This is a genomic window from Fictibacillus sp. b24 (genome assembly GCF_030348825.1).
Lineage (GTDB): Bacteria > Bacillota > Bacilli > Bacillales > Fictibacillaceae > Fictibacillus.
The window spans coordinates 1524989-1551077 of the sequence record NZ_JAUCES010000005.1; the positions used below are offsets into that span (position 1 = coordinate 1524989).

Below are 26089 nucleotides of genomic sequence, written 5' to 3' on the forward strand. Positions count from 1 at the left end.
GAAAATAATAAAGGGTGAGGAGCGGGATATCTCCTCACCTTTCACCTGTTTAGTATTGTCGAATTATAGGAGGTCTTGTTGGTGTCCAGAGATAAAACAAACCAAAAATCAATCCGCTCTATGATTCAGGAGAATAAATCTTCAAGAAGTCAATCGGCGGTAATGGAAAAGGTAGTTCCAAAAATCTTTTTGATTTGTGCAATTATATCTATTTTTACAACGTTAGGCATTGTTTTTACTTTATTAACAGAAACTGTTACGTTTTTTAGCCGAATTTCAATATTTGAGTTTTTAACGAATACTCGCTGGTTCCCTTTTACTTCTGACGAAAATGCAGACTACGGGATTCTTGCACTAGTTATGGGTACATTGACGATTACTGCCATTGCCATGGTTGTTGCAATCCCTGTAGGTCTTGCTGTAGCTATATATTTAAGTGAGTATGCATCAGCAAAAACTCGAAAGATCATTAAACCAATTCTTGAAGTTTTAGCTGGAATCCCTACAATTGTTTACGGATTCTTTGCACTCACGTTTGTAACACCTTTATTAGATAAAATTATTCCAGGCGGCATTTCAATCTTTAATGCTTTAAGCCCCGGAATTGTTGTGGGTATTATGATTATACCTATGATTGCATCATTATCAGAGGATGCGATGAATGCTGTGCCAAACTCTATGAGAGAAGGTGCTATGGCTTTAGGTGCAACACGTTTTGAAGTTGCCATTAAAGTTGTATTGCCTGCTGCACTATCTGGAGTGATTGCTTCGTTTGTTCTAGGAATCTCAAGAGCAATTGGTGAAACAATGATCGTAACCATTGCAGGTGGTTCTAGACCGACTGCCGATATTAATGTGACGGAATCCATTCAAACGATGACTGCTTACATCGTACAAGTCAGTCAAGGTGATACAGGATATGGAACTACGATTTATTACAGTATCTATGCTGTAGGTATGACGTTGTTTGTATTTACGTTAATCATGAATTTGCTTGCTCAATTTATTTCCCGCAAGTTTAGGGAGGAATATTAATGGGTTTAATTAATAAAGAGTCTGTTAAAAAGAAAATGGGGAGCAGAATAGCAGCGAACGGCTTTGCTAAATTCCTGTTTATACTTGCAACATGCTTCTCCCTGCTTGTACTAGGTGTTTTGATCTATAGAATTTTATCTGAAGGATTACCTTATTTAAGTTTAGATTTTATTACTAACTTCGCATCTAGAATGCCTGAACGTGCAGGTATTTGGGCAGCGCTGCTAGGAACGATCTGGATCATGGCGGTTACGGCACCTGTTTCATTTATCCTTGGTGTTGGAACGGCTATCTATCTTGAAGAGTATGCGAAGAAAAATGCATTCACAAAATTTGTTCAGATTAATATTTCTAACTTAGCTGGTGTTCCATCCATTGTATTTGGGTTGTTGGGACTTACAATCTTTGTTCGTTTAGCTGGACTCGGATCGAGTGTGCTGGCTGGTGGATTAACGATGAGTTTATTGATTCTTCCTGTTATTGTAGTTGCTTCTCAAGAAGCGATCAGAACAGTTCCGAGGGAAATTCGTGAGGCTTCATTTGGAATGGGCGCAACAAAGTGGCAAACCATTAGAAGAATTGTGTTTCCTGCTGCGCTACCTGGTATTTTGACTGGAACAATCTTGGCTCTATCTCGTGCAGTTGGGGAAACAGCTCCATTATTAGTGTTAGGAGCATTAGCATATGTTGCTTTTGTGCCAGAAAATTTATTCTCGCAGTTTACGGTGCTTCCTATTCAGCTTTACAACTGGACGAGCAGACCACAAGAAGATTTCCATATGCTCGCAGCGAGCGGAATCATTATCTTGATGATCATCTTGCTGATTATGAATTCCATTGCGGTATTTATTCGAAATAAGTTTCATAAACGCTTCTAACAGAGAGAAGGAGGACAAAAAACATGGACATCACAATTAATAAGCAATTGGTACAAAAGGGAGAAAAAGATCAGGATTTCACACCTGTCTTTAATATAAACAACTTAAACTTATGGTATGGTCAAGATCATGCATTAAAAGATATTAAATTCGATATCCCTGAAAAGCAGGTTACTGCGATTATTGGACCATCAGGATGCGGGAAATCTACGTTTATTAAAACGTTGAACAGAATGGTTGAAATGATTCCGATCGTTCGTATGTCCGGGGAAATTGTTTATAGAGATAAAAATATTTTTGATCCTAAATACGGTGTTGAAGAACTTCGTACACAAGTAGGTATGGTATTTCAAAAGCCGAATCCGTTCCCTAAATCAATCTATGATAATGTAGCTTATGGACCGCGTATTCACGGGATCAAGAACAAAAAAGTATTAGATGAAGTTGTTGAAAAAAGCTTAAAAGGCGCAGCAATTTGGGATGAAGTGAAAGACCGTCTGAATGAGAATGCTTATGGTTTATCCGGAGGCCAGCAGCAGCGTCTATGTATTGCACGCTGTCTTGCAATTGAACCCGACGTAATCTTGATGGATGAACCAACATCTGCACTTGATCCAATCTCGACATTAAAAGTAGAAGAGCTTGTTCAAGAATTGAAAAAGGATTATAGCATTGTTATTGTTACTCATAACATGCAGCAAGCAGCTCGTATTTCGGATCGTACAGCATTCTTCCTTAATGGGGAAGTTGTAGAGTACACAGATACCAGCACATTGTTCTCGAATCCATCTGATAAGCGAACAGAAGATTATATTACAGGACGTTTTGGTTAATAAAAGCGAATAGGAGTGGGATAAATGGTTGTTCGTGAAAATTTTCAGCTTCAATTAGAAGAAATGAAAAATGCTATTATTCAGATTTCAAAGCTGACAGAAGAAGCTTTGCTTGAATCTGTAGAAGCTCTAAAAACTCAAGATTTAGATAAAGCATTAGAAGTTATTGAAAATGACAATAGAATAAATGTGTTAGAAGATGAGATCAATGATATGGCCATTCTTTTAATCGCAAAACAAGCTCCTGTAGCGTCAGATTTAAGAAGAATCATCGCTGCTATTAAGATTTCATCTGACATTGAAAGAATGGCTGATTTTGCAGTAAATATTGCAAAATCAACGATTCGAATCGGCAAGCAGGAACTGATTAAACCCCTCGAAGAACTTCCTAAAATGGCGCATCATGCTATAAAGATGCTGACTGCAGCTACAAAAGCTTACGTGGAAGAAGACGTTGCACTTGCAAAAGAACTTGCTGATATGGATGACTTTGTTGATGAAACGTATGGGAAAATTATTAAAGAGCTTCTAGAGTTAATGACCAAAAATCCTGATCACCTTTCACAAATTAGCCAATTGTTGTTTGTATGCAGATACATTGAGCGTACAGCTGATCATGCAACAAATATTGCAGAAAGCATTATCTTCCTGGTTAAAGGGAAAAGATACGGTTTGAATGATTAAAGACAGTTTCACTTATTGCACTTCATCCTTTAGAAAAACGCATAAAAGAAAGAGCAAGCGTCATGATGCGCTTGCTCTTTTTTATGTACAATTATGAACTTGTAATCTCTTTAGCGATTTCGTCAAAGTTCATCTTGCTGTTTACTTGATGAGATTCAGCCCTTACTGCACCTTCTAAGTTGTTTGTACGTAGATATTTCAAAAATTCTTTGCTGTCTTTAATAATATTCCCTTTTTGTAAAAGATCACAAACTTCACCTGTTGTCATTCCTTGAGTGATTGTCAAAGTCATTTGAAAAACTTTTTCTTCCTCTTCCTTTACAGGAGCAGTCTTTGGTTCTTCTTTGGCTGCAGGAGCTGCAACGGCAGTTTGTGTTTCTTTTAATGCAGTAAATTCGTCTTTTGAAATTGCTATTTCGCCTTTTTCAGAAAGATATTGAGATACCGTTTCATCTGTTAAAACAGATTTTGTATCTGTATCAGCCGTATAATAAAAACCAGCTAAAATACCAGTTGAAAGAATAATACCTGCTGAAAATCCGCGAAGGTTTTTGCTTGTCATACCCATTTCCCCTCACAAATTTAGTTCTTATCGTTAATCATCATTTCGTCTTCAAGAACTTTTAATTTCTTTTTAACTTGATAGATTTCTTTCATTAGCTGAATCGTGAAATTTTCCAGCTGTGTTTCAACTGAGTTTTCGCGATTTTTTCTAAAGGAAAGAATCAAAAGAATAACACCTACAAGTAACAATCCAAAAATAGCAAACTCCATAAAATCCTCCCTAAAATAAAGCTATACACTTTACTTTTATAACATAGTATTTACCCGTGGTATAGGTTTTTTCGCAAATGTTTACAAAAATTGCTACAATTCGACTATTTTCATACAGGACATGATTGAAGTAGATAGGTATTACCTTGAATCATTGGCGTTTTTTGTCCTGATTTGTCAATTTAACAGAATAATCTGACGGAGAAACCGATTTCAAAAACTTTACATATACGGAAATCACAAGTGGGGCATGGAAGCGTCATTTTTCGACTTTTTTGACACATTGTATATAAAAATATCCAGTGATACGATTAATAAAAATGAGGTATAAAACTTAGTTTACTAGAATAATTGAATAGGATGAGGTGATGAACTTGATCGAAGATATTGTGAAATTAAAGGAAAAAGGTCTTACGTTACAAGAGATCGCACAAAGAATGAACATGTCTTTAGGAAAGGTTCAATACCGCTGGTATAAATACCGCCAGCAGCAAACACCATCGAATCATGAACTTTCTCCTGAAGCCGTAGCTGTTAAAGAGAAGGAAAAGTGGACGATGCCATATGAATACGAAGAAGATAATGTGTGTCTCATGCCAAGAACATCTGATAGTTTGTATGCCTATTGGAGTTTCACAGAATCCATCAAACAGATGGCAGAACACCATTTTCGCACAAAATGGGAAGAACTTCCTTCCGTTTTGAAGATTTATGATGTAACTGACATTGAATTTTTTGGACATAATGCACACCGTACATTTGAAGTGGAGCTTCCTCCCATGACTAATAATTGGTTTCTTCAATCTTTAGAACCAGGGAGAACGTTTATTGTGGACATCGGAACGCGCACTTTTGATGGAAGTTTTTTTACACTGCTGCGTTCAAATCCCGCTGAAACAAGTCCTGATCCTTATAACAGTATACATGATGAAAAGATAGAACGATGGAAACATCAGGATGTTAACGAGCCTGAATGGCTGGAGAACTTTTCAACCTATTCGTACTATCAAAAAATTAGATAGGAGAGTAAAACATGTCTAACGGGTATTTTTCACTGGTCTTGCACGCTCACCTTCCTTATGTGAGGCATAAAGAAGCAAACCGTTTAGAGGAAAGATGGGTATTTGAGGCACTTACTGAGACATACATCCCGTTATTGTGGGTACTCGAAGAACAGCCCGAATACTTGTCTTGGACTCTATCATTTTCACCGCCACTTCTTGAACTACTAAACGATCCTGTGATTCAGAAGCGCTATTTAGAACATTTAGATCTAACGATGAAACTTGTTCAGAAAGAAAAAAAACAATCGACTCGAACGGAAGAGCAAGATGTTATTCAGTTTTATGAAGAACGTTATAAAAAAATCATGGAAACGTACCAAAAACACGACTGTAAGATTACAAATGCGTATAAACAGTTTATGGATCAAGGGAAGGTAACTTGTATTACATCTGCTGCTACTCACGCCTTCCTTCCTTACGTTGAAACAGAGCAAGGTATTAAAGCTCAGATCCTTTCTGGTATTCATACGTTTGAAAAGTATTTTAATGAAAAGCCTAAAGGGTTTTGGCTTCCAGAATGCGCATACTCTCCTGGAGTAGATAAAGTGTTAGCTGAAGCTGGGGTTCGCTACACATTTGTTGATGAGGAAACGTTGTTAAGAAGCAAGCCCGCACCTTCTAAAGGAATTGGTGCGCCCGTTTATTCTCCTCATGGAGTGGCATTGTTCTCAAGAAATCAATGTATCTCTGAAACAATTTGGAACTCATCAGTTGGTTACCCTGGTGATTATGACTATCGTGAGTTCTATCGTGATGTAGCTTATGAGCGTGACCATGAGTACATTAAGAGCTTTATACATCCTGATGGTATAAGGATTGATACTGGTTTAAAGTATTGGCGTATAACAGGGAAAACAGAAAATAAAGATTGGTACAAAAGGGATTGGGCTTTAAATAAATTGCAGCAACATGCATTTGATTTTTGTCATCGAATTACAGATTATCTACATACCAACAAACAATCTTATCCTCCTCAGCTTATAACTGCACCATTTGATGCAGAACTATTTGGACACTGGTGGTTTGAAGGACCGGAATTTTTACTTCAATCAATGAAAGTTTCAACTGACCAAGACATCACGTGGATTACACCTCAAGAATTTTTAAACAGACACTATCAAGACTTAGAAACCGTTAGACCTTGTTTTTCAACATGGGGAAAAAATCAAACAGGAGAAGTATGGCTAAACGAGACCAACGCTTGGATGTATAGACACCTTCATCACTGCGAAAGAAAGCTAGTTCAGCTTGCCGCTCATCTTTCAAATGGTAAAGGAAACATTGTCGTTGAACGCTACGCGAATCAAATGGTAAGAGAATGGATGCTTGCTGCTAGTTCAGACTGGGCTTTTATTGTTGAAGGCGATAGTGCATCACAGTATGCTAAGAACCGTTTTCAGCAGCACATTGAAAGGTTTCATGAACTGAATAATTCGATCTATAATCAAAACTTCTATCCGGAAGAAATTTCTGCTTACGAAAATGAATTTCCTTTTCTTATGACAGATCTCTGGCAATTCTTTAAAAACCCGCATGATGAATATGTGGAAGCTCACTACAGCAAGAAAAAAGGCAACGGAAAGAAAATCTTAATGCTATCTTGGGAATTTCCTCCGATGGTAGTAGGCGGATTAGCAAGACACGTATTTGATCTATCTAGAAAGTTGGTAGAACAAGGTTCAGAGGTTTATGTTGTGACTTCTTCGGTTGAGGGTTATCCAGAACATGAAGTCAATAATGGTGTTCATGTCTACAGAGTTGCAGGCAAACAGCCGAACTTTGAATCGTTCTTCCATTGGACCGGAAGTTTGAATATGGCGATGGTTGAACAAGCGAATTGTCTTGCTAAAAAGTTTGATTTTGATTGTATACACGCACATGATTGGCTCGTTTCAGTTGCCGCTCTCGCCATAAAGAAGGAACTTAATATTCCTCTTATCACTACGATTCATGCAACTGAGCACGGAAGGAATAACGGGATTACATCACCGCTTCAGTATGAGATCAACCAAAAAGAATGGGAACTTATGGATGGATCGGACAGCCTTATTGTGTGCAGCAAATATATGAAAACTGAATTAACCGATGTTTTTAGCATTCCAGAAGAAAAGATCACGATTCTGCCAAATGGAATAGATCCTGAGCAGATTGTTTATGAGTCTGAATCAGCCATAGAAAATCAAAACGATAACGATCAAGAACTTCTTTTATTCTCGGTTGGAAGGCTTGTAAAAGAAAAAGGATTTCAAACGATCATCGAAGCAGCAGAGATTTTAAGAAACAATGGAAAGCGCGTAAAATTCGTTATTGCTGGAAAAGGGCCTTTGTTTGATGAACTAAATGAAATGATAAGGCAGAAACATTTATCGGAATTTGTTCATCTTGCTGGATTCGTTAGTGATGAAGAAAGAAATGAATGGTTCGCGAAAGCAGATGCTGCTTTGTTCCCAAGTCATTATGAACCGTTCGGCATTGTAGCTCTTGAAGGCATGGCGTCCGGAAAGCTAACCATTGTTTCAGACACTGGTGGATTAAGAGAGATTATTGATCATGAGAAAACTGGTTTAAAGGTATATCCAAATGATCCTCATAGTATTGTTTGGGCAGTTGAATTTATTCTATCTAATCGTGATCGCTGCAAAGAGATTGCCCTAAATGGTGAAGAAATCGCAAGAACTGTATTCAGTTGGAATTCTATTGCAGAAAAGACAGCTGAATTATATGCAATGTTTCATAAAAAAAATACATCAAAAGTGGGAGGAATCGTGTAATGAAGGGTGTAATTATGGCAGGCGGAAAAGGAACACGCTTAAGACCTCTTACATGCAATATGCCTAAACCAATGGTGCCAATGCTTCATAAACCTGTTATGGAATATGGAATTGAACTACTAAAGAAATTTGGTATTACAGATATTGCCGTTACGGTACATTATCTGCCGGATGCAATTAAAAACTATTTTGGCAACGGCCGTGACTTTGGTGTAAACCTTCATTACTTTGTAGAAGACTCCCCGCTCGGAACAGCAGGTTCGATCAAAAATGCTGAAGAATTTTTAGATGAGCGTTTTATTGTAATCAGCGGTGATGCTTTAACTGATTTTGATCTTGCTAAAGGGATTCATTTTCATGAAGAAAACAATTCGTTGGCTACGATCTTCATGAAACAAGTAGATTCCCCACTGGAATATGGCGTGATCATGACGAATCAAGAAGGAAAGATTATACGCTTTCTTGAAAAGCCAAGCTGGAATGAAGTATTCAGTGATACGGTAAATACGGGGATTTATGTATTAGAGCCGGAAGTGTTTAACTATATCGAAAAAGATGTTCCAGTTGATTTTAGTAAAGATCTGTTTCCTTTACTTATGAAAGAAGACAAAAACCTTTTTGGGTACCAAGCAGAAGGCTACTGGTCTGATATTGGAAGTCTGCAGCAGTACCGCCAATCTCATTACGACATGTTAAACGGTCTTGTTAATCTTCCGTTTTCAGGAAAAGAACATGAACCAGGAGTTTGGGTTGGTGAAAATGTCTTTATCGAAGACGGCGCAGTCATTGATGCACCTGTCAGTATCGCGGATGGAGCAGTGATCAGGAAGGGTGCGCATATCGGGAAATTATCTGTTGTTGGAAAAAACAGTGTTGTCAGCACCGGAAGTTCATTAAAGAAAACCGTCTTATGGAATGATGTATTTGTAGGTGATCAGTGTGAATTAAGAGGAGCTACAATTGCAAACGGTACGAAAGTAGAAAAAGATGCTTCTGTATTTGAACATGCGGTTGTTGGTAATCATTGTACAATCGGAAGAAACGCAACACTTAAACCAGATGTGAAAATTTGGCCTGAAAAAGAAATTTTCGAAGAAGCCCTCGTTCATACTTCTATCGTATGGGGAAAAAAGGCGACTAAATCTTTGTTCGGCTCTCGAGGTGTATCTGGCATTGCTAATGTGGAAATTACACCTGATTACATTGCTCGACTGGCTTCAGCATATGGAGCTGTTCTGCCTTATGGATCACAGATTATCATTGCTAGTGACTCCCATGATTTTTCAGTTATGATCAAGCAGTCCTTCATCCAAGGTCTTCATTCATCAGGGGTGCATACCCTGGATATCAGTCCTACAGTTGCACCTGTTGTTCGTTTTTCGATTGAAGAAGAACGTTTAGAAGGTGGAGTATATGTAAGGTTCTCCAATCCTACAGGAGAAAAGCAGCTGATGATCGAGTTTTATGATAATAAAGGGCTTCCGATTCACTCTGATCTTGAAAGAAAAATCGAAAATGCGTATTGGCAGGAAGATTATCGACGTGCTTCATTTGACCGAATCGGAAAAGGTGCAGTTCAAGCGAACAAACACGAAGACTATATATCTGCTCTTTTAGAAGAAATACAAGAAAAAGGAATTCAAGAAGCCAAGTTTCGTGTAGTGGTCAATTACAATCATCAACCCTATTTAAACTTTATTCCTAACCTATATAATCGCCTTAACTGCGAGATCTTAACGGCTCCATATCAAACAAAGCCTGAGGAAATGGCATCCTTTGTAAGAGTAACGAATGCCAACATCGGTGTTCTGATTGGAGAAGCGGGAGAAACATTACGTCTCATTACAGAGACAGGTGAAGTGCTTGATGAAGAGACGATGCTTGCTCTATATGTATTTACAGCATTTTCACAAGGCAAACAAAAAGAGATGGCGATTCCGGTTTACGGATCTTCAGCGCTAGACTCTATTGCTGAACGCTTAAAGGGGAAATTAATTAGAACGAAAGCCAACCCTAGATCGATTATGGAAGTTGGAAAAGGTGTTCTAAATTACCAATATGATGCTCAATATGCTTTTGTTCATATTTTAGAAATTATGGCTATGCAAAAGATCACCCTATCTGAACTGGTAAAGATGCTGCCAGATGTGCATATGTTAAGAGAATATGTACCGTGTCCAAAAGACAAGAAGGGAAGAGTGATGCGAAGACTGATGGAGGACATACGAGATAATAATGTAGAGTTGCTCGATGGTATCAAAGTCTTTCATCCTGAGGGTGGCTGGACGCTAATATTGCCAGATGTTGAACAGCCTGTATTTACGGTTTATTCACAGAACAAAGACCCTGAACAAGCGAAACAAGCTGCATCGCAATATATCGAAAAAATTCAGTTGTATCAGCAGGTGTAATGTATGCCAAGACATTTGGTTTTAGGTAACGGAAATTTATTAATCAATTTAGATGAGCATTTGCAGATCAGAGACATCTATTATCCTTACGTCGGTCAGCAAAATCATGTGCAGGGGCATGTTAACCGCTTAGGAGCCAGTATTAATGGCTCCTTTTCTTGGCTTTCCTCAAAAGAATGGATTATTGAGCCAGGATATCACGATGATTCACTTGTAACTCTTTCATATGCTAGAAACAATAAAGAAGGCGTGACCCTTAAAATAGAAGATGCCGTTCATCAAAGAGAAAACATGTTTATGCGCAGGATTACTGTTCACAATGAGTCGTATGAGGAAAAAAAGATTAAACTCTTTTTTCATCAGGATCTATCGATTTATGAAAATGAAGTTGGAGACACTGCCTATTATGATCCAGAAAAATCAGTGATCATCCACTATAAAAAGAATCGGTACTTTTTGTTTACTGCTTCTTTCGACCAAAAAGGGATTGACCAGTATACGACAGGTGTCAAACGATTCTTAAGTGCAGAAGGAACATGGAAAGATGCTGAGGATGGGCATCTACATGTGAACCCGATCGCACAGGGGTCAGTAGATAGTACTTTTTCTGTGGAAGGAATTGTTCCTCCTCATGGAAAAGGTGACGCATATTATGCGTTAACTGTTGGCAAAAGCAGAGAAGAAGTGTTTTCGCTATATGATTATCTCATGGAGATCGGACCTTCTTTAACCTTAGATAAAATCGACGTTTATTGGCGGAGATGGGTGAATAAAACGAAAGTTAACCCATGCAACCTATCTGATGAACTACTGAATCTATATAACCGCAGTTTACTCATCATACGTACTCAAACGAACGAGAACGGATATATCATAGCTGCTAATGATTCCGATATTCAGCATTATAATCGTGACCATTATAGCTATATGTGGCCAAGGGATGGTGCCTTAATAGCAGCAGCTGTTGCTAAGGCTGGTTTTCACGGCATGGTGAAAAACTTTTATCGTCGGTGTGCAGATGTTTTAACAAAAGAAGGCTATCTTCATCATAAATATAACCCTGATGGATCGATTGGATCATCTTGGCACCCTATGATTAACAAAGATGGTGCTAGTCAGCTGCCGATTCAGGAAGATGAAACCGCTCTTGTTCTGTGGGCGTTTTGGGAGCATTACAAAGAAACAGGAGATATTGAGTTTGCACAGTCTCTTTATCGATCACTTGTTAGGCCAAGTGCGAGATTTTTGCTTCAATATATGCAGGATGAATTAGATCTTCCTATGCCATCGTATGATTTATGGGAAGAAAGAAGAGGAATCTTTACCTTTACAGCTAGCAGTGTTTATGGCGGACTCATGGCAGCTCATTCATTCGCAACATTATTTGGTGAAGATGATCGTGCAGAACGGTATAAAAATGGTGCGGATCGTATAAAAGCAGGAATGGAAAAACATTTGTACGATGAAGGAGCAGGCAGATTTTTAAGAGGCATCTACTTATTAGATGATAATGCGTATAAGAAAGACTTTACCATGGAATCCAGTATGTATGCTCTCTTTGCATTTGGTGTTTATCCAGCTGATGATGAGCGAGTTGTTCGAACGATGCACCAGATGAATGAAGAGTTAAGCATTAAGTCAGGTGTAGGCGGAATTGCAAGATATACAAATGATTATTACTTTCAGCAAACGCATGATATGGCAAGAGCTCCAGGGAATCCTTGGCTTATCTGCACACTCTGGCTGGCAAAGTGGCATATTCAATACGCTAAGTCTATTTCTGACCTAGAACGACCTCATGAAATATTGCGCTGGGTACAGCAGCATAGCTTTTCAACAGGTGTATTACCTGAACAGCTTCATCCGTTTACTGGTGAAGCATTGTCAGTTGCGCCTTTAACATGGTCACATGCCACATATGTAGACGTTTTGAAAGAATATACGAAAGTCTACGAGAAACTTTCGCAAAACTCACTTGCTCGTTAGAAAAGAATTTGTTATCATGTTATGGTATGGTTTAATAGAGAATAATGACTGTTAGTAACCATGATTATGTACTTTGGTAAAGATGTGGAGGGAAACAACAATGCGTGTAAACATTACTTTAGCTTGTACTGAAACTGGTGATCGTAACTACATCACTACTAAAAACAAGCGTACGAATCCAGACCGTTTAGAGCTTAAAAAATACAGCCCGCGTTTAAAGAAATACACAGTTCACCGTGAAACGAAGTAATTTCACTTAGAAACGCCTGATACCCATGTAAATGAGGGATCAGGCGTTTTTTCATACTCAAAAATTTCAATACATACATAGCTGCGTGATATGATAAATACATCACTTTATTAGAGGTGTTTTATAGATGAATAAATCTGAATGGCGAAAAAAAATAAAACAAATGTTGCTTTTGACAAAAGAGGATGAAAGAAGAAAAAAAAGCAAGGCGATCTCTAATCTTCTATTTGAAACCGAAGAATGGAATAAAGCACAAAGTGTCGGAATTACCGTTGCAAGAAAATTTGAATTAGATACGTCCTTTATTATTAAAAAGGCATGGGAAGAAGGAAAGAAAGTCGGTGTTCCTAAGTGTTATTCTGCAGAAAAACAAATGCAATTTAGAGAAATGCGTTCATATGACGAACTTGAAAATGTTTACATGGATTTATTTGAACCTAGAATGGATGCGACTCAGCTTATTACTTCTGACCAAATAGATTTGATCATCGTTCCTGGACTAGTGTTTGATAGGAGAGGATATAGGATCGGATACGGCGGTGGTTATTATGATCGTTATTTGCAAACGTATCAAGGATTAAAAATTTCACTTGCATACTCCTTTCAAACGACAGATACACTTCCGCACGAAGAATTTGATATTCCAGTTGATCACATCATTACGGAAGATGGACGTTTTATTTAATGGAAATCATTTTAGGCGGGATTGCTCTGCTTTCACTTTTATCTGCAATACTTAAATGGCTGACGGTTCCGGGAAGTATAACAGCTTTCATATTGGGATTTATCATTTTTAAAGCGTTTGACTGGCAAGGGCTGGTTATATTAGGTGTATTTTTTATAACTTCTACGTTATTAACAAAATGGAAAAGAGATTTAAAGCGAGACGAAAAAGCACTGCATTCTGAAGAAAAAAAGGGAAGATCAGCTGGACAAGTGCTGGCTAATGGAGGTGCTGCTCTAATCGCTGCAGCATGTCACACGGCAATACCGAATCCTGTTTGGCTCATTATGTACACTGCAGCTTTTGCGACAGCCACAGCTGATACGTGGGCTTCTGAAATCGGTGTTCTATCAAAAAAGAAACCATTCCATATAAAAGAGTGGAAGACTGTAGATCGCGGGCTGTCTGGAGCGATCTCAAGTTTAGGTACTTTTGCGGCTGCTCTAGGTGCCCTTTTGATCGGTTTTAGTTTTTATATTCTTTTTGACACGTCATTTCTTGTTGCGCTTTGTATTGCTATTTCTGGTTTCGTTGGCAACCTAGCTGACACCGTATTTGGGGCCTGGTTTGAACAAAAGTTCTTTTGCTCAATGTGTAAAAAGGAAACAGAGAGCCGAGTGCACTGTGGAAAGAAAACAACAAGGATATATGGGGTTTCTTGGGTGTCAAACAATCTTGTGAATTTCACTTCAACTCTAATCGGTGGAATGATTGCGGGGGGGCTATATATATGGATAAACCTATGAGCTGTGTAGGTGTCGTTATAGCAGGGGGTAAGTCTCGGAGGTTTGGAAGTCCAAAAGTGTTTGCGGAATGGAATAACAAAACTTTTTTTGAGCATTCAATGAATTCCATCGCTCCTCTTTCAGATAACCTTATAGCTGTGGTCAGGGAGGAATGGATACAAGCATTACAACCTTACAATATTAATTACAATGCCGAAATCATTACAGATATCGATTCTTTTAAAGGAAATGGTCCTTTAGCAGGCATCTATAGCGCAATGATGCAAATAAAAGCCGATTATTATTTGGTCTCACCTTGTGACATGCCGAGAATGAGCAGCAGCATGTATGAAAAATGGCTAAAAATTGCTATGGATCATCCAGAGTATGATTGTGTTGTTCCGCTTTGGGAAGGGAAAGTATATCCGCTTAACGGTGTATATAAACGAACATGCTTCCCTGATATAGAAACATGCTTAAGGAATCAGACGTACAAGGTCTTAAGCTTACTGAAACGTAAAAACACCCATTATATAGAAATTAGCGAAGATGAAGAGTGCTTTTTTCACAATGTAAATACAAAAGAAGAGCTTTTGAATTTGACGGATTAATAAATGTACGAGAAAAAATGATTAGAGGTATATTGTCAGGACCAATGACGAATAAAATGCGAAAATAAAACAGAAAGTAGTAGCAAGGAGGTTTTTATATGAAAGGGTTTGTGATTAAAAGTTTTTTGTTATTCCTTGCTATTATGCTTGGCTACAGAATGAGATATCGCATGATGAATATGGCTCTTGGTCAACCGCTAATCCGAAGGTTCTTAGTAGGAAGCGCCATGTCTTTTCCAGGATTGCGCTCTAAAATGATGGACGAACTTATTTAGATATGCAATCTGCTAAAAAAGCTGCTTTCTTTTTTGATTTAGATAATACAATGTTTGATTATGAAGCCTCCTTTAAGAAGGCTTCTTTGTTTGCATTTCATACAATTACGAATAACAAATGGAACGATACCCCAATGGTGGAAAAGTGGTTCACTTATTATAAGGCATATTGTGATTTGTTTTGGTCAGCTTATGAAAAGGAAGTGATATCACGTCAAGAATACCAAAGAAAACGGCTGCTTTCTTCATTTAAGGCAATAGGTTTAAAGAGCTTTTGTGATGCACAGATCCAGTATTATCAAAAAGTTTTTGAAAAAAGTGTTCCTTCTGAAGTGGAACCCTTTGTATGGATAAAAGAAATCTTTCAGCGATTAGACCAGCTAGGAGTCTTAATTGGAATTATTTCAAACGGTGATTCGATAATTCAGAGGGAAAAAATAAAAAATTTAAAATTACATATACCAGAGATGAACATTTATATATCATCCGAAATAAATGTTGCAAAACCAAATCCCGATATCTTCCATTTTGTCAAAAACTGTACGGATGCTGAAGTTTATCACTATGTTGGAGATGCTTTTGATTTAGATATTGTGCCTGCAGTACAAGCTGGTTGGACTGCCATATGGTGGAACCCGCTCAAGCAGCCCGCGGCTGTTAACCACTCCTCCATTTACAATTGCACATCAAGCAGTGATTTGATTGAAGTCATTAAGAAATGTATTGAATCAGCTGGATATTCTCTCCATTAGCGGTTTGAAGCAGTACGAATAAATACTTTTTATCTTTACTGATTAAAATGAATGGCATAGAACTTCCGATCGGACTTATTTTTTGTCCGTTCTTTGTCGTGATTCCTAAAAAGTAGTTTTTGTATAATCCTTCCCAAAGCTTTCCTATTATCTCTTGGCTCTTTGCTTGAGAAAAACCAGGCAGGGATTTAACATTGTAATCTGTTAAAGATTCTAATGAGATCACATTATAGTTATTAAGATCGATCTGATAATAATTTGCTGCTTGTGTAAGTGTTCCTTGTAGGTATTGATTCGTTTTTTCATCTAATGCATTTTTTGCTCTTCTCTCTAGTGCGTTATTAGGGGTTTGAAATCCAGAATAAGATTGGCCAATCACAGATGTATACAAAAAATCATGGCTCATTTGCTGAACAGAGCGATACTTTTCTTCGTTTAAATGAATTTCTCCTTGATGATAAGAGATGGCCTCCCAAAGTCCAGGATCTGTACTTTTAATGTCTTTTTCCAAATCAATTGATTTTGCAGATGTTTTCCATTCAGTCATTTTGTTGATTAACTTTCCGTTTTCAAAGATCATAGCGATGTCCTGCCGCAGATAAACCCGTTCAGATGTCTCAGAATTTACTTTCCAAAGTAATTCGTAGCTTGTCGGTGTACCTTTTACGAATGAAAGGTCTGTTGTTGCCTTTGAAAAGGAGAATGAGCTGTCTAAAGGAAAGAATGTAATACTTTCACGAGCTTCTTTTTTAACAAACGGCTGGTAGATGATTCCTATTACAAGTATAATAATCAGCAGATAGATTGAAATTTTCCACTTCATACGTTAGGCCTCCTATAGGACAAACTTGTTCCTAAATTCTATGCAGAATTTTAAAAAATAGAAGACGGAGTAGCAGAAAACGCAGGAGTGGAAACGAGAGGAGAAAAGGTATGGAAATTCAAACGAATGAAATAGTGGGCTTCATTAAAGATCTCGTACATATTCCAAGTCCTTCAGGAAATACAGAAGCTGCAATAAACTATATGAAATCATTTTTTGAAGAAAACGATGTTTCATTTACGATGAGCAATAAAGGTGCTGTTATTGCAACTATCAAAGGTGAGGATGATACAAAACACCGGCTCCTGACTGCACATGTGGATACTCTCGGTGCTATGGTTAAAGAAATTAAAAATGATGGTCGCTTGAAACTAGATTTAATCGGCGGTTTTTATTGGAACACGATAGAAGGTGAATATTGCTCGATTCATACGAATTCTGGAAAAGTGTTTACCGGTACTGTTATGATGCATCAAACAGCAGCACACGTTTATAAAGGGATGAACGAATTAAAGCGTGATGAAAAGAACATGGTTGTTAGAGTCGATCAAGAATTTCATTCCAAGAAAGATGCTGAAGAAGCGGGAATCTCTGTAGGAGATTTTATTTCTTTTGCGCCAAGGTTTGAAGAGTCTGAAAGCGGATTTGTGAAATCGCGCCACCTCGACGACAAAGCAAGTGTTGCAATTCTTATGCACATCATTAAACAGATTAAGCAATCTTTTGTAACATTGCCTTACACGACCCATTTTCTGATCAGTAATAATGAAGAAATCGGGTTTGGCGGTAATTCTAACATTCCAAAAGAAACCGTTGAGTATTTAGCAGTGGACATGGGAGCAATTGGTGATGGGCAAGCAACAGATGAATTTACCGTAAGTATCTGTGCAAAAGATTCTGGCGGTCCATATCATTTTGCTTTAAGAAAACATCTTGTCGCTTTAGCTGAAAAACACAACATTGGGTACAAGGTAGATATATATCCTTATTATGGGTCAGACGCAACTGCTGCGATCCGCGCGGGAGCGGACATTGTACATGGGTTAATCGGTCCTGGGATTGATGCTTCTCATGCATTTGAGCGTACTCATGTTAAGTCATTGAAGCAAACAGCTGATCTCATAAATGTATATTTGCAATCACCGCTTGTGTAACATACTAAACCCTAGCCATTGCTAGGGTTTTTTCTTTGGCTGTTTTCTTAAACTTTGATGCTGATGTAAGTTAAGTGGTTGATTTCCGCTCCAAGTGCTTCGCTTTGTGCGGGCCGTGCGGTGAGCCCCTTAACCCTTTGTGCCCTAAAGGGTCTCACCTGACCGCTCGTCCTAGCCGGGAGTCTCGCATCTTGGGCTTCAATCAACTTGCAAATGAAGACAATTACAAAATTCTCTTCAGAATCCGTGAGATTCCTTGTCGCATGCCTTGCAAGAAGCTTCAAAGGTGGTAGGTGCAACTTGAAAATTAATGAGAAGAATGAACAATAGCAACAATCTTATAGAGAAGAGCTTTTTCTTTTTGATGAGGTATGAATTAAAAGGAGTTGGTGAAGGATGATAGGCAGAGGAGTGATGAAAAATGACATATCTGCCAAAAAAACAACCTCTTTCACCAAACTTTGATGAAAACGTACATTATATGAAGAAACAGCTTGGTGTTGATGTCAGTTTTGATTGCATTCACTTAGACTTAGAATATGCCGGCAGAAGGATGGCTTTATTTATGGTCGATGGATTTGTTAAAGACGACATCCTTCACTATTTAATGAAGCTTTTAGCAGATCTCGAACCCGGCCAATTAGAACCAGATCCTTTATTAAAGTTGATGAAAACGTATTTACCGTATATAGAGATTTCTACGTCTGACGATCTAAACCAAGGAATTGATTGGGTACTAAGCGGTCCTACTGTTTTGATTGTAGAAGGGGTATCAGAAATTCTGCAGATTGATGCAAGGACGTATCCCGTTCGTGGACCAGAAGAACCAGATGTTGAACGGGTTGTTAGAGGTGCAAGGGACGGATTTGTTGAAACAATTGTTTTTAACACTGCATTAACAAGGAGAAGAGTACGTGATCGATCGCTGCGTATGGAATATATGAGTATCGGAAGGCGATCAAAAACAGATATTTGTATTTCCTACATTGAAGATATTGCCGACCCGCATATTGTAGAGAGAATAAAAGATTCTTTGAAAATGATTGATACCGACGGACTGCCGATGGGGGAGAAGACGGTAGAAGAATTCATATGCGGCAGACACCTGAACCCTTATCCTTTAGTAAGGTATACAGAGCGTCCTGATACAGCAGCTGTGCATTTATTCGAAGGACATGTTCTTGTATTCGTAGATGGCTCTCCATCTGTATTAATAACTCCAACAACTTTCTGGCATCATCTACAGCATGCTGAAGAATATAGGCAAAAACCAGTTGTCGGTGCTTATTTAAGATTTGTACGTTTCTTAGCTGTGTGGATCTCAATTTTTCTATTGCCTCTTTGGTATTTATTTTCTGTACATAAAGAGCTGCTCCCAGTTTCTCTTTCTTTTATTGGACCAGAAGAAATTGGGGTTGTACCTTTATTTATGCAATTTGTGATCATTGAGTTAGGTATGGATATGCTTCGGATGGCTACCATACATACACCCACTTCTGTTTCGACAGGTCTTGGGCTCGTTTCTGCCATTGTAATTGGACAGGTAGCCATTGAAGCAGGATTGTTTGTAAATGAAGTCGTTCTTTATATTGCAGTTGCTGCCATCGGTACATTTGCAACTCCAACATACGAGCTGAGTCTTGCCAATCGTTTGTTAAGACTCGCTTTGTTATCGCTTACTGCGCTTTTAGGAGTTCCAGGTTATATTGTTGGCTTAACGCTAGCCATATTGTTCTTTGTATCCTTTAAATCTTTCCATATCCCTTATTTATGGCCATTTATACCGTTTAACTTCAAAGCCATCAGAGATGTTATTTTTAGAATACCAATGCCTCTTAAAAACAGAAGACCCGTTGTATTGCATCCAAAAGACCCTGATCGATGAGTATGTTTAAAACAGCTGAAATTAATCAGCTGTTTTTTTATGCATTATTTCTGTGCAAAGGCTTGCATTCATCCCTATATTTTTTGTTATAATGACAAAGGTGATATTCATGAAAACAATGTATGATGTTCAGCAGCTGTTAAAAAGGTTTGGAACAATTATATATACGGGAAATCCTGTAGCAGATTTAGAATTAATACAAGAAGAAGTACGAGAACTTTACAATCAAAAATTAATTGATGTAAACGAATACAAAACAGCGATACTCATTATCCGAGCTGCACACAATAAATTTCAATAAAGGATGAGACAAGATGGAAAAATGGTTGGTTGGCGTTGACCTTGGTGGAACAACAATTAAAATAGCGTTCATAACTTTGGACGGCCATATCGTAGAGAAATGGGAGATTCCTACAAATATTGAGCAAGATGGAAAGAATATTGTGCTTGACATCGCTCGATCTATACAGACCAAACTAAATGAGCTTTCTGAACCAAAAGAAAAACTTGCGGCAATTGGCATGGGTGCCCCTGGCTTTATTGATATGAAAACAGGGTTTATCTACCATGCGGTTAATATCGGCTGGAGAGATTACCCGCTAAAAGAAGAACTTGAAAAAGCAACAGGTCTGTCTGTTATCGTTGATAACGACGCAAACATTGCTGCAATCGGTGAAATGTGGCGTGGTGCTGGAGATGGAGAAGGAAACTTACTAATGGTAACGCTCGGTACAGGTGTTGGCGGCGGAATCATTGTTAACGGCCATATCATGCATGGTACGAACGGAATGGCAGGAGAAATTGGGCATATTACTTCAATACCAGACGGCGGCGCACCATGTAACTGTGGCAGAACGGGCTGTATTGAAACCATTGCTTCAGCAACAGGAATTGCAAGAATATCAAAAGAAAAAGCTTTAAAAGATACAACTTCATCTCTTTATAACATTTTAGAGCAAAACGGGGAAATTAAAGCTAAAGATGTTGCTGCCGCGGCAGATAAGGGAGATCAAGTCGCTATTGAAACGTTAGACGAAGTTACTTTCCATTTAGGCCTTGTGATAGCCAATCTCTCGAACAGTATCAACCCAGGAAAGATCGTAATTGGCGGTGGCGTTTCTAAAGCGGGTAACACCCTCATGGAGAGACTTCAAGAGAAGTTTAAACATTTTGCTCTTCCAAGGGTTGCAGAAGGCGCTGAATTAAAAGTAGCCACTTTAGGCAACGATGCAGGGGTAATAGGCGGAGCATGGCTTGCAAAACACAACCTTTAATATTCATTTATAAATTGAGCCACAATTAGTGGTTCTTTTTATTTGGCTGTTTTTCCGATGATACGCATGGAAATGATTAAAATCTCAGCGGATCACACCTTCCTCCAAAAGAAAACAATCTTTTAGAGAACAGCCCTTCTAAAGGTTGTGATAACAGATTTTTTTTTGAAACTTTTTTGGGGTAAGTTCGTCTAATGGTTTATGAGCTTTAAAAAAGGGTAAAACTAAAATAGTTTTGTTGTCCTATTGTCAGAATCTTGAAATAGTACGTTAGGGTATTGAATTCTTGTGTAAAACCATTTAATATACTCTTTATGTAATCCTTTGATTAAGGTTTTGTAAATTTGTAAAGACTGATTTACATTTCCATTGGATGCTTACCGTATATAACAGAGAGTAGTTAATAAGGAAAAAATAAAACGTGCAGGAACACAAGAGTTCTTTTTGATTGAGGAGGTCAGAGAACATATGAAAGAAAAAATGAAACAAGCTTTTGCTGATTATAAATTTTTCTTTATAGCAATTGCTTTATTATGGATAAAAACATATGTCGTTTATAAAACAGCTTTCGAATTACCAATGGACAACAAAGTCCAGGAATTGATCCTTTTTATTAATCCGATTAGTTCCGTTATTCTATTTTTAGGGCTTACCCTTTATTTTAAAGGAAGAGCACATAGACGGATGATTGTAGCTGTCAGTGCGATTATGAGTTTTGTTATGTATGCCAACATGGTATTCTACAGATTCTTTAACGACTTTATTACGATTCCCGTCTTGTTTCAAACAAGTAATATGGGAGATTTAGGTAATAGTGTTTTTGAATTGATTCAGCCAACCGACTTATTAGTGTTTATCGATATTGTTATTTTGGCTTATTTCATGAGACGTGCAGATTACCGTCCTGCTCGTGCTTCACGCAAGCAAATTACGATTACATTTGCTGCGGCTATCGTGTTTTTTATCGTCAATGTAGGGATTGCTGAAACTGAGCGTCCACAATTATTAACCCGTACATTTGACCGTGAGATGCTAATTAAAAACATCGGTTCTTACAACTATCACATTTATGATTCCATTATTCAGTCTAAAGCAAAGGCGCAGCGTGCTTTTGCAGATGGAAGTGAGATCACTGATATCGAGAACTATTCACGTGCTAATTACAAAGAGCCGAACCCTGAAATGTTCGGTAAAGCAAAAGGCAAGAATGTATTTGTCATCTCAGTTGAATCAACTCAAAACTTTGTTATTAATGAATCAGTAAATGGAAAAGAAATTACACCGTTTATGAATGATTTAATTGAAGACAGTTACTATTTCCCTAACTTTTATCACCAAACAGGGCAAGGTAAAACATCTGACTCTGAGTTCTTATTAGATAACTCGTTATATCCGCTTCCAAGTGGAGCAGTATTCTTTACTCACTCACAAAACCAATACAATGCAACTCCAGAAATATTGAAAGAGCAAGGCTACTATTCTTCAGTACAGCATGCGAATAACAAGAGTTTCTGGAACCGTGATATCATGTATGATAATTTCGGTTATGACCGTTATTATTCATTAAAGGATTTTGAAGTAACACCTGAAAATTCAATTGGCTGGGGCTTAAAAGACAAAGATTTCTTTAAACAGTCCATTCCGCACTTAAAAGAAATGCAAGCTATGAACAAGCCATTCTACACGAAATATATTACGTTAACGAATCACTTCCCGTTTACATTGGAAGAGGAAGATGAAATGATTCCAGAATGGACTTCGAACGATGGAACAGTTAACCGTTACTTTACAACGGTTCGTTACACAGACGAAGCATTAAAAGAATTCTTTGCTGACGTTAAGGAAGCAGGACTATACGAAGATTCAATCTTTATTATGTATGGAGATCATTACGGAATTTCTGAAAATCATAATGACGCAATGGGACAATTCTTAGGTAAAGAAATTACTCCTTTTGAATCAACTCAATTGCAGAAAGTACCGTTGATCATCCACATGCCTGGTGAAAAGGGCAAGGTAATGAATTCAGTTGGTGGGCAAGTTGATTTAAAACCAACGATTCTGCACTTGCTTGGAATTGATACAAAAGGCGACATTCAACTAGGTTCAGATTTATTCTCTAAGGACCACGAAGATTTCGCTGTACTGCGTGATAATTCGTATATCACCAAAGATAATGTGTTCACAGATGGTAAGTGTTATGACAAAGCAACTGGTCAACCTGTTGAAGGTGAAAACAATGGTTGTGAACCATACAGTGAACGTGCTAAAACTGAACTAGATATCTCTGATCGCATCATTTATGGTGACTTGTTGAGATTCTATGATAAAGATAAGGCTAAAGATAAAGCATTAGATAAAGAAAACAAAGAAAAACAGAAACAGTAAATAAGAAAAGCACTTAGCCACGGCTAAGTGCTTTTTTTTGCATATCTGAAAAGGGTAAACATACATCTTTAAGAGGAACGTTTTATAGGGAGGGCTCTGTTTGGAAATTATCATGCGTAACGGCGATTCACTGTGGTATTATTCTCGACTCTTATCTATCCCTTACGTGTTGATTAAAGACTCTAATCCGAATATTTCTAGTGCAAATATGCAAGCAGGTGAAAGAATTCAAATACCCGGTTTAAAGGTTGAGAAATACAAGATTAAAAATGGAGATACATTCTTTTCAATAGCAGAGAAATTTGATTTACCACTGGATGCTTTATATTTATTTAATCAAAATGTAAATCCGAAAGAAATCTTTACAAAAGACATTATAAATATTCCTAAAAGAATATCTTTTCCATTAATTAATGGACAGCGAAAATACGATACGGCTGCTTTAAAGCATGACATCAAAATGCTGCTAAATACTTATCCGTTTATTAAAAAGCAGGAAATCGGCAAATCTGTACTTGGTAAATCGATAGATATGCTAATAATCGGTAATGGGAAAAAGAAAGTTCATATTAATGGATCTTTTCATGGTAACGAATGGATCACTTCAGGTGTATTAATGAAATTCATCAATGAATATGCTTATGCGCTAACGAGTGAAACTGATTTAAATGGGAATAAACCTTCTAAGCTTTATAGAGATACAACTCTTTTAGCCGTTCCTATGGTAGATCCTGATGGTGTAGATCTTGTATTGAATGGTCCGCCTGAGGACTCTGCGTATAAAGAGCTTGTGTTAAAATTAAATAAAGGAAGCAAGGATTTCTCTGGATGGAAAGCAAATATTCGCGGGGTAGACTTGAATAATCAATTTCCCGCAAGATGGGAGCTTGAACAAGTGAGAAAGCCGAAAGCTCCAGCTCCAAGAGATTATCCAGGAACAACCCCATTAAGCGAGCCTGAAGCGATAGTAATGGCTGAGGTAACAGAAAAGTATCAATTTGATCGAGTGATCGCTCTTCATACTCAAGGAAAAGAACTCTACTGGGGTTTTGAGGGTGAGGAGCCTATGCCTTTATCTGAAGAAATTGCCAAGGAATTTGAAAGGGTAAGCGGATATAAAGCAATCAGATATGTAGATAGCTATGCAGGATATAAGGACTGGTACATTCAGGAATATAGAAAACCTGGATTTACGATCGAACTTGGGATAGGGGTTAATCCGTTACCATTGAGGCAGTTTGATAAGATCTATGAGGATACAAGAGGCATAATGCTTGCAGGCTTATATATGTAATAAACTTTTTCGCTCCATAAGACTCACTTTCTGAGGGGGGTGCGGTGAGCGAAAGAAAAAACCATCAGAATATGAATTCTGATGGTTTTTTGAGTTCTTAATGGCCTGTAGAACCGCCGCTGCCTACTAATACGTCCAGTACAGTCATGACTGTAAACCAGCCAAAAACTGCAAACGTTAAAAAGGCAAAGCCTGCAGCCATTAAATTTTTAATTTTTAACGAACGCAATAGTCCCAATGCAGCTAAAATAGCTACTAAGCCGAATATAATGGCTAATCCCATTATTCTGTGCCCCCTTGCTCTGGAGTAATACCAATCCTATGTATAACGCTTTCACACAGGTACAACCTTGTATTATTTTACTTGTTTTATTCTGGTTTGTCGAGTGAACATTTAGAACAAAATGAATTCCACGGCTAGTTTATAAGCAGAAGCACCATTTTTTAATGAGAGGTTGATGATGTTTATCTAAAATATAAATTCTTTTTTCTTCCTCGCAAACAGCGATTAATTCTTCTTCCACTTGAAGGAGAAACATTTCTTTTTCTTGTTCATCGCAGTCAATGATAGAAAATGCACAAACCATATCCATATAAATGTAATGTTGTTGTGAATCGGATCTGAAGCCATAATCCTCATATAGAAGTGTTGTCTGTATAGGGTTGATGTGGAGTAAAGGAATAGTATCAGGAAAATCTACAATAGCATCTGTCGCAATAAAGAAATCCTCATGTTGATCATAGACAATAATGTCAGCGTTCTCAATATTTTCGTATCCATAATATACTTTCATGCATTTCCTCCGTAATTATGACTATTTTAGTGTAAGATAGAAAGAAATAACTTGCAATTGGAGGACTAATGATGAAGTGGAAAAAGCTAACGGTAGGACCTGTTCAAGAAAATACATATATTATATATAACACTAACAATGAAGCAATTGTCATCGATCCTGGCAGCGAAAGCAAGAAGATCATTCAAGCAATTGAGTCACTAAAAGTTAAGCCATTGGCTATTCTTTTAACGCATGCTCATTTTGATCATATCGGGGCGGTAGATGATGTTCGTGATAAATATCAAATACCACTATATATTCATAAAAAAGAGTCAGACTGGCTGAGCAACACAAAAAAGAATGGTTCAAATCATTTTGGTCAAAGCATTACAGCAAAAGCTGCAAGTCATCTATTATCCGATCAAGACAATACCTTGAAGATTGGCAGCTTTTCTTTTGAAATTCTTTCAACTCCGGGACACTCACCGGGCAGTATTTCTTTTTATTTAAAAGGTGCTAGTGCAGTTTTCTCAGGCGATGCATTATTTGCAGGCAGTATCGGTAGAACGGATCTTTTCGGGGGAAACCAAGACATCCTATTAAAGAGCATTCATGAAAAATTAATGAATCTGCCAGAAGAAACGATTGTTTTATCAGGTCATGGTCCTGAAACTACGATTGGAATGGAAATGGACTCAAATCCATTTTTAGGCGGTTTCTAA

General features: G+C 37.8%; 27 protein-coding genes. 21 read left to right on the forward strand and 6 right to left on the reverse strand.

Annotated elements, in window-relative coordinates; genetic code table 11:
• Positions 1–78: 78 nt before the first annotated feature.
• Genes pstC through phoU form a run of 4 tightly spaced genes read left to right on the forward strand, consistent with a single transcriptional unit; the run spans position 79 to position 3430 of the window.
• Entirely contained in the window at positions 79–1035 is a 957-nt protein-coding gene (gene pstC / locus QUF49_RS07805; protein WP_394602941.1) for a phosphate ABC transporter permease subunit PstC, read from the forward strand.
• Complete coding sequence (pstA, locus tag QUF49_RS07810; RefSeq protein WP_289495123.1) at positions 1035–1913, forward strand: phosphate ABC transporter permease PstA; 879 nt, start codon at positions 1035–1037, stop codon at positions 1911–1913. Before pstC ends, pstA begins: the two co-directional genes overlap by 1 nt.
• A 47-nt stretch (positions 1914–1960) precedes the next feature.
• Positions 1961–2746, forward strand: a complete 786-nt coding sequence (gene pstB, locus QUF49_RS07815; RefSeq protein ID WP_425590494.1) for a phosphate ABC transporter ATP-binding protein PstB — start codon at positions 1961–1963, stop codon at positions 2744–2746.
• Positions 2747–2770: 24 nt separating this feature from the next.
• Positions 2771–3430, forward strand: a complete 660-nt coding sequence (gene phoU, locus QUF49_RS07820; protein WP_289495125.1) for a phosphate signaling complex protein PhoU — start codon at positions 2771–2773, stop codon at positions 3428–3430.
• Positions 3431–3521: 91 nt separating this feature from the next.
• On the opposite strand, the gene QUF49_RS07825 is transcribed toward phoU, so the two are convergent.
• A complete protein-coding gene (locus QUF49_RS07825) occupies positions 3522–3992 on the reverse strand; it encodes a hypothetical protein (RefSeq protein WP_289495126.1) in 471 nt (156 codons plus the stop codon).
• Between the two features lie 20 nt (positions 3993–4012).
• Positions 4013–4204: a hypothetical protein gene (locus QUF49_RS07830; protein WP_066242378.1), complete on the reverse strand. Its 192-nt coding sequence runs from the start codon at positions 4202–4204 to the stop codon at positions 4013–4015.
• A 368-nt stretch (positions 4205–4572) separates the two neighbouring features.
• On the opposite strand from QUF49_RS07830, the gene QUF49_RS07835 reads away from it, so the two are divergent.
• The 10 genes from QUF49_RS07835 to QUF49_RS07880 all read left to right on the forward strand — a co-directional run bounded on the left by QUF49_RS07835 (position 4573) and on the right by QUF49_RS07880 (position 15773).
• Positions 4573–5226: a DUF4912 domain-containing protein gene (locus QUF49_RS07835; RefSeq protein WP_289495127.1), complete on the forward strand. Its 654-nt coding sequence runs from the start codon at positions 4573–4575 to the stop codon at positions 5224–5226.
• Positions 5227–5237: 11 nt separating this feature from the next.
• On the forward strand, positions 5238–8039 hold the full coding sequence (locus tag QUF49_RS07840) for a 1,4-alpha-glucan branching protein domain-containing protein (protein ID WP_289495128.1): 2802 nt from the start codon (positions 5238–5240) through the stop codon (positions 8037–8039).
• Positions 8039–10450, forward strand: a complete 2412-nt coding sequence (locus QUF49_RS07845; protein ID WP_289495129.1) for a sugar phosphate nucleotidyltransferase — start codon at positions 8039–8041, stop codon at positions 10448–10450. The genes QUF49_RS07840 and QUF49_RS07845 overlap by 1 nt, the downstream gene beginning before the upstream one ends.
• A gap of 3 nt (positions 10451–10453) precedes the next feature.
• Positions 10454–12436 carry a glycoside hydrolase family 15 protein gene (locus QUF49_RS07850; protein WP_289495130.1) on the forward strand — a complete coding sequence of 661 codons (1983 nt, stop codon included), beginning with the start codon at positions 10454–10456 and terminating at the stop codon, positions 12434–12436.
• 100 nt (positions 12437–12536) lie between these two features.
• Positions 12537–12686, forward strand: coding sequence for a 50S ribosomal protein L33 (gene rpmG / locus QUF49_RS07855; RefSeq protein WP_066242361.1), 150 nt, complete (start codon positions 12537–12539; stop codon positions 12684–12686).
• A gap of 127 nt (positions 12687–12813) precedes the next feature.
• Positions 12814–13371, forward strand: coding sequence for a 5-formyltetrahydrofolate cyclo-ligase (locus QUF49_RS07860; protein WP_289495131.1), 558 nt, complete (start codon positions 12814–12816; stop codon positions 13369–13371).
• Positions 13371–14156, forward strand: coding sequence for a DUF92 domain-containing protein (locus tag QUF49_RS07865; RefSeq protein ID WP_289495132.1), 786 nt, complete (start codon positions 13371–13373; stop codon positions 14154–14156). Before QUF49_RS07860 ends, QUF49_RS07865 begins: the two co-directional genes overlap by 1 nt.
• Positions 14141–14746: a molybdenum cofactor guanylyltransferase gene (locus QUF49_RS07870; protein ID WP_289495133.1), complete on the forward strand. Its 606-nt coding sequence runs from the start codon at positions 14141–14143 to the stop codon at positions 14744–14746. Before QUF49_RS07865 ends, QUF49_RS07870 begins: the two co-directional genes overlap by 16 nt.
• 98 nt (positions 14747–14844) lie before the next feature.
• On the forward strand, positions 14845–15021 hold the full coding sequence (locus QUF49_RS07875; RefSeq protein ID WP_289495134.1) for a hypothetical protein: 177 nt from the start codon (positions 14845–14847) through the stop codon (positions 15019–15021).
• 2 nt (positions 15022–15023) lie between these two features.
• Positions 15024–15773, forward strand: a complete 750-nt coding sequence (locus QUF49_RS07880; protein ID WP_289495135.1) for an HAD family hydrolase — start codon at positions 15024–15026, stop codon at positions 15771–15773.
• Here the strand turns inward: QUF49_RS07880 and QUF49_RS07885 are convergent.
• Positions 15733–16596, reverse strand: coding sequence for a hypothetical protein (locus QUF49_RS07885; protein ID WP_289495136.1), 864 nt, complete (start codon positions 16594–16596; stop codon positions 15733–15735). The two genes, QUF49_RS07880 and QUF49_RS07885, sit on opposite strands and share 41 nt — an antisense overlap.
• A 110-nt stretch (positions 16597–16706) precedes the next feature.
• On the opposite strand from QUF49_RS07885, the gene QUF49_RS07890 reads away from it, so the two are divergent.
• Entirely contained in the window at positions 16707–17750 is a 1044-nt protein-coding gene (locus tag QUF49_RS07890) for a M42 family metallopeptidase (RefSeq protein WP_289495137.1), read from the forward strand.
• Positions 17751–17797: 47 nt separating this feature from the next.
• On the opposite strand, the gene QUF49_RS07895 is transcribed toward QUF49_RS07890, so the two are convergent.
• Positions 17798–17956, reverse strand: coding sequence for a hypothetical protein (locus QUF49_RS07895; protein ID WP_289495138.1), 159 nt, complete (start codon positions 17954–17956; stop codon positions 17798–17800).
• A 215-nt stretch (positions 17957–18171) separates the two neighbouring features.
• Between QUF49_RS07895 and QUF49_RS07900 the strand changes: the two genes are divergently transcribed.
• The 5 genes from QUF49_RS07900 (at position 18172) to QUF49_RS07920 (ending at position 24591) form a co-directional block, all read left to right on the forward strand.
• Positions 18172–19635, forward strand: coding sequence for a spore germination protein (locus QUF49_RS07900; protein WP_289495139.1), 1464 nt, complete (start codon positions 18172–18174; stop codon positions 19633–19635).
• Positions 19636–19744: 109 nt separating this feature from the next.
• Positions 19745–19936 (forward strand): YqgQ family protein, encoded by a 192-nt coding sequence (locus QUF49_RS07905; RefSeq protein WP_289495140.1) that lies wholly within the window; start codon positions 19745–19747, stop codon positions 19934–19936.
• Positions 19937–19949: 13 nt separating this feature from the next.
• Entirely contained in the window at positions 19950–20909 is a 960-nt protein-coding gene (locus tag QUF49_RS07910) for an ROK family glucokinase (RefSeq protein WP_289495141.1), read from the forward strand.
• Positions 20910–21377: 468 nt separating this feature from the next.
• The gene (locus tag QUF49_RS07915; protein WP_289495142.1) at positions 21378–23297 is read left to right on the forward strand and encodes an LTA synthase family protein; all 1920 of its coding nucleotides are present in this window, start codon (positions 21378–21380) and stop codon (positions 23295–23297) included.
• A 100-nt stretch (positions 23298–23397) separates the two neighbouring features.
• Positions 23398–24591 (forward strand): M14 family metallopeptidase, encoded by a 1194-nt coding sequence (locus tag QUF49_RS07920; RefSeq protein WP_289495143.1) that lies wholly within the window; start codon positions 23398–23400, stop codon positions 24589–24591.
• Between the two features lie 97 nt (positions 24592–24688).
• On the opposite strand, the gene QUF49_RS07925 is transcribed toward QUF49_RS07920, so the two are convergent.
• Positions 24689–24874, reverse strand: coding sequence for a DUF2759 domain-containing protein (locus tag QUF49_RS07925; protein WP_066242324.1), 186 nt, complete (start codon positions 24872–24874; stop codon positions 24689–24691).
• A gap of 139 nt (positions 24875–25013) precedes the next feature.
• Positions 25014–25385: a hypothetical protein gene (locus tag QUF49_RS07930; protein WP_289495144.1), complete on the reverse strand. Its 372-nt coding sequence runs from the start codon at positions 25383–25385 to the stop codon at positions 25014–25016.
• Between the two features lie 71 nt (positions 25386–25456).
• Here QUF49_RS07930 and QUF49_RS07935 point away from each other — a divergent pair, with 71 nt between their 5' ends.
• A complete protein-coding gene (locus QUF49_RS07935; protein ID WP_289495145.1) occupies positions 25457–26089 on the forward strand; it encodes an MBL fold metallo-hydrolase in 633 nt (210 codons plus the stop codon).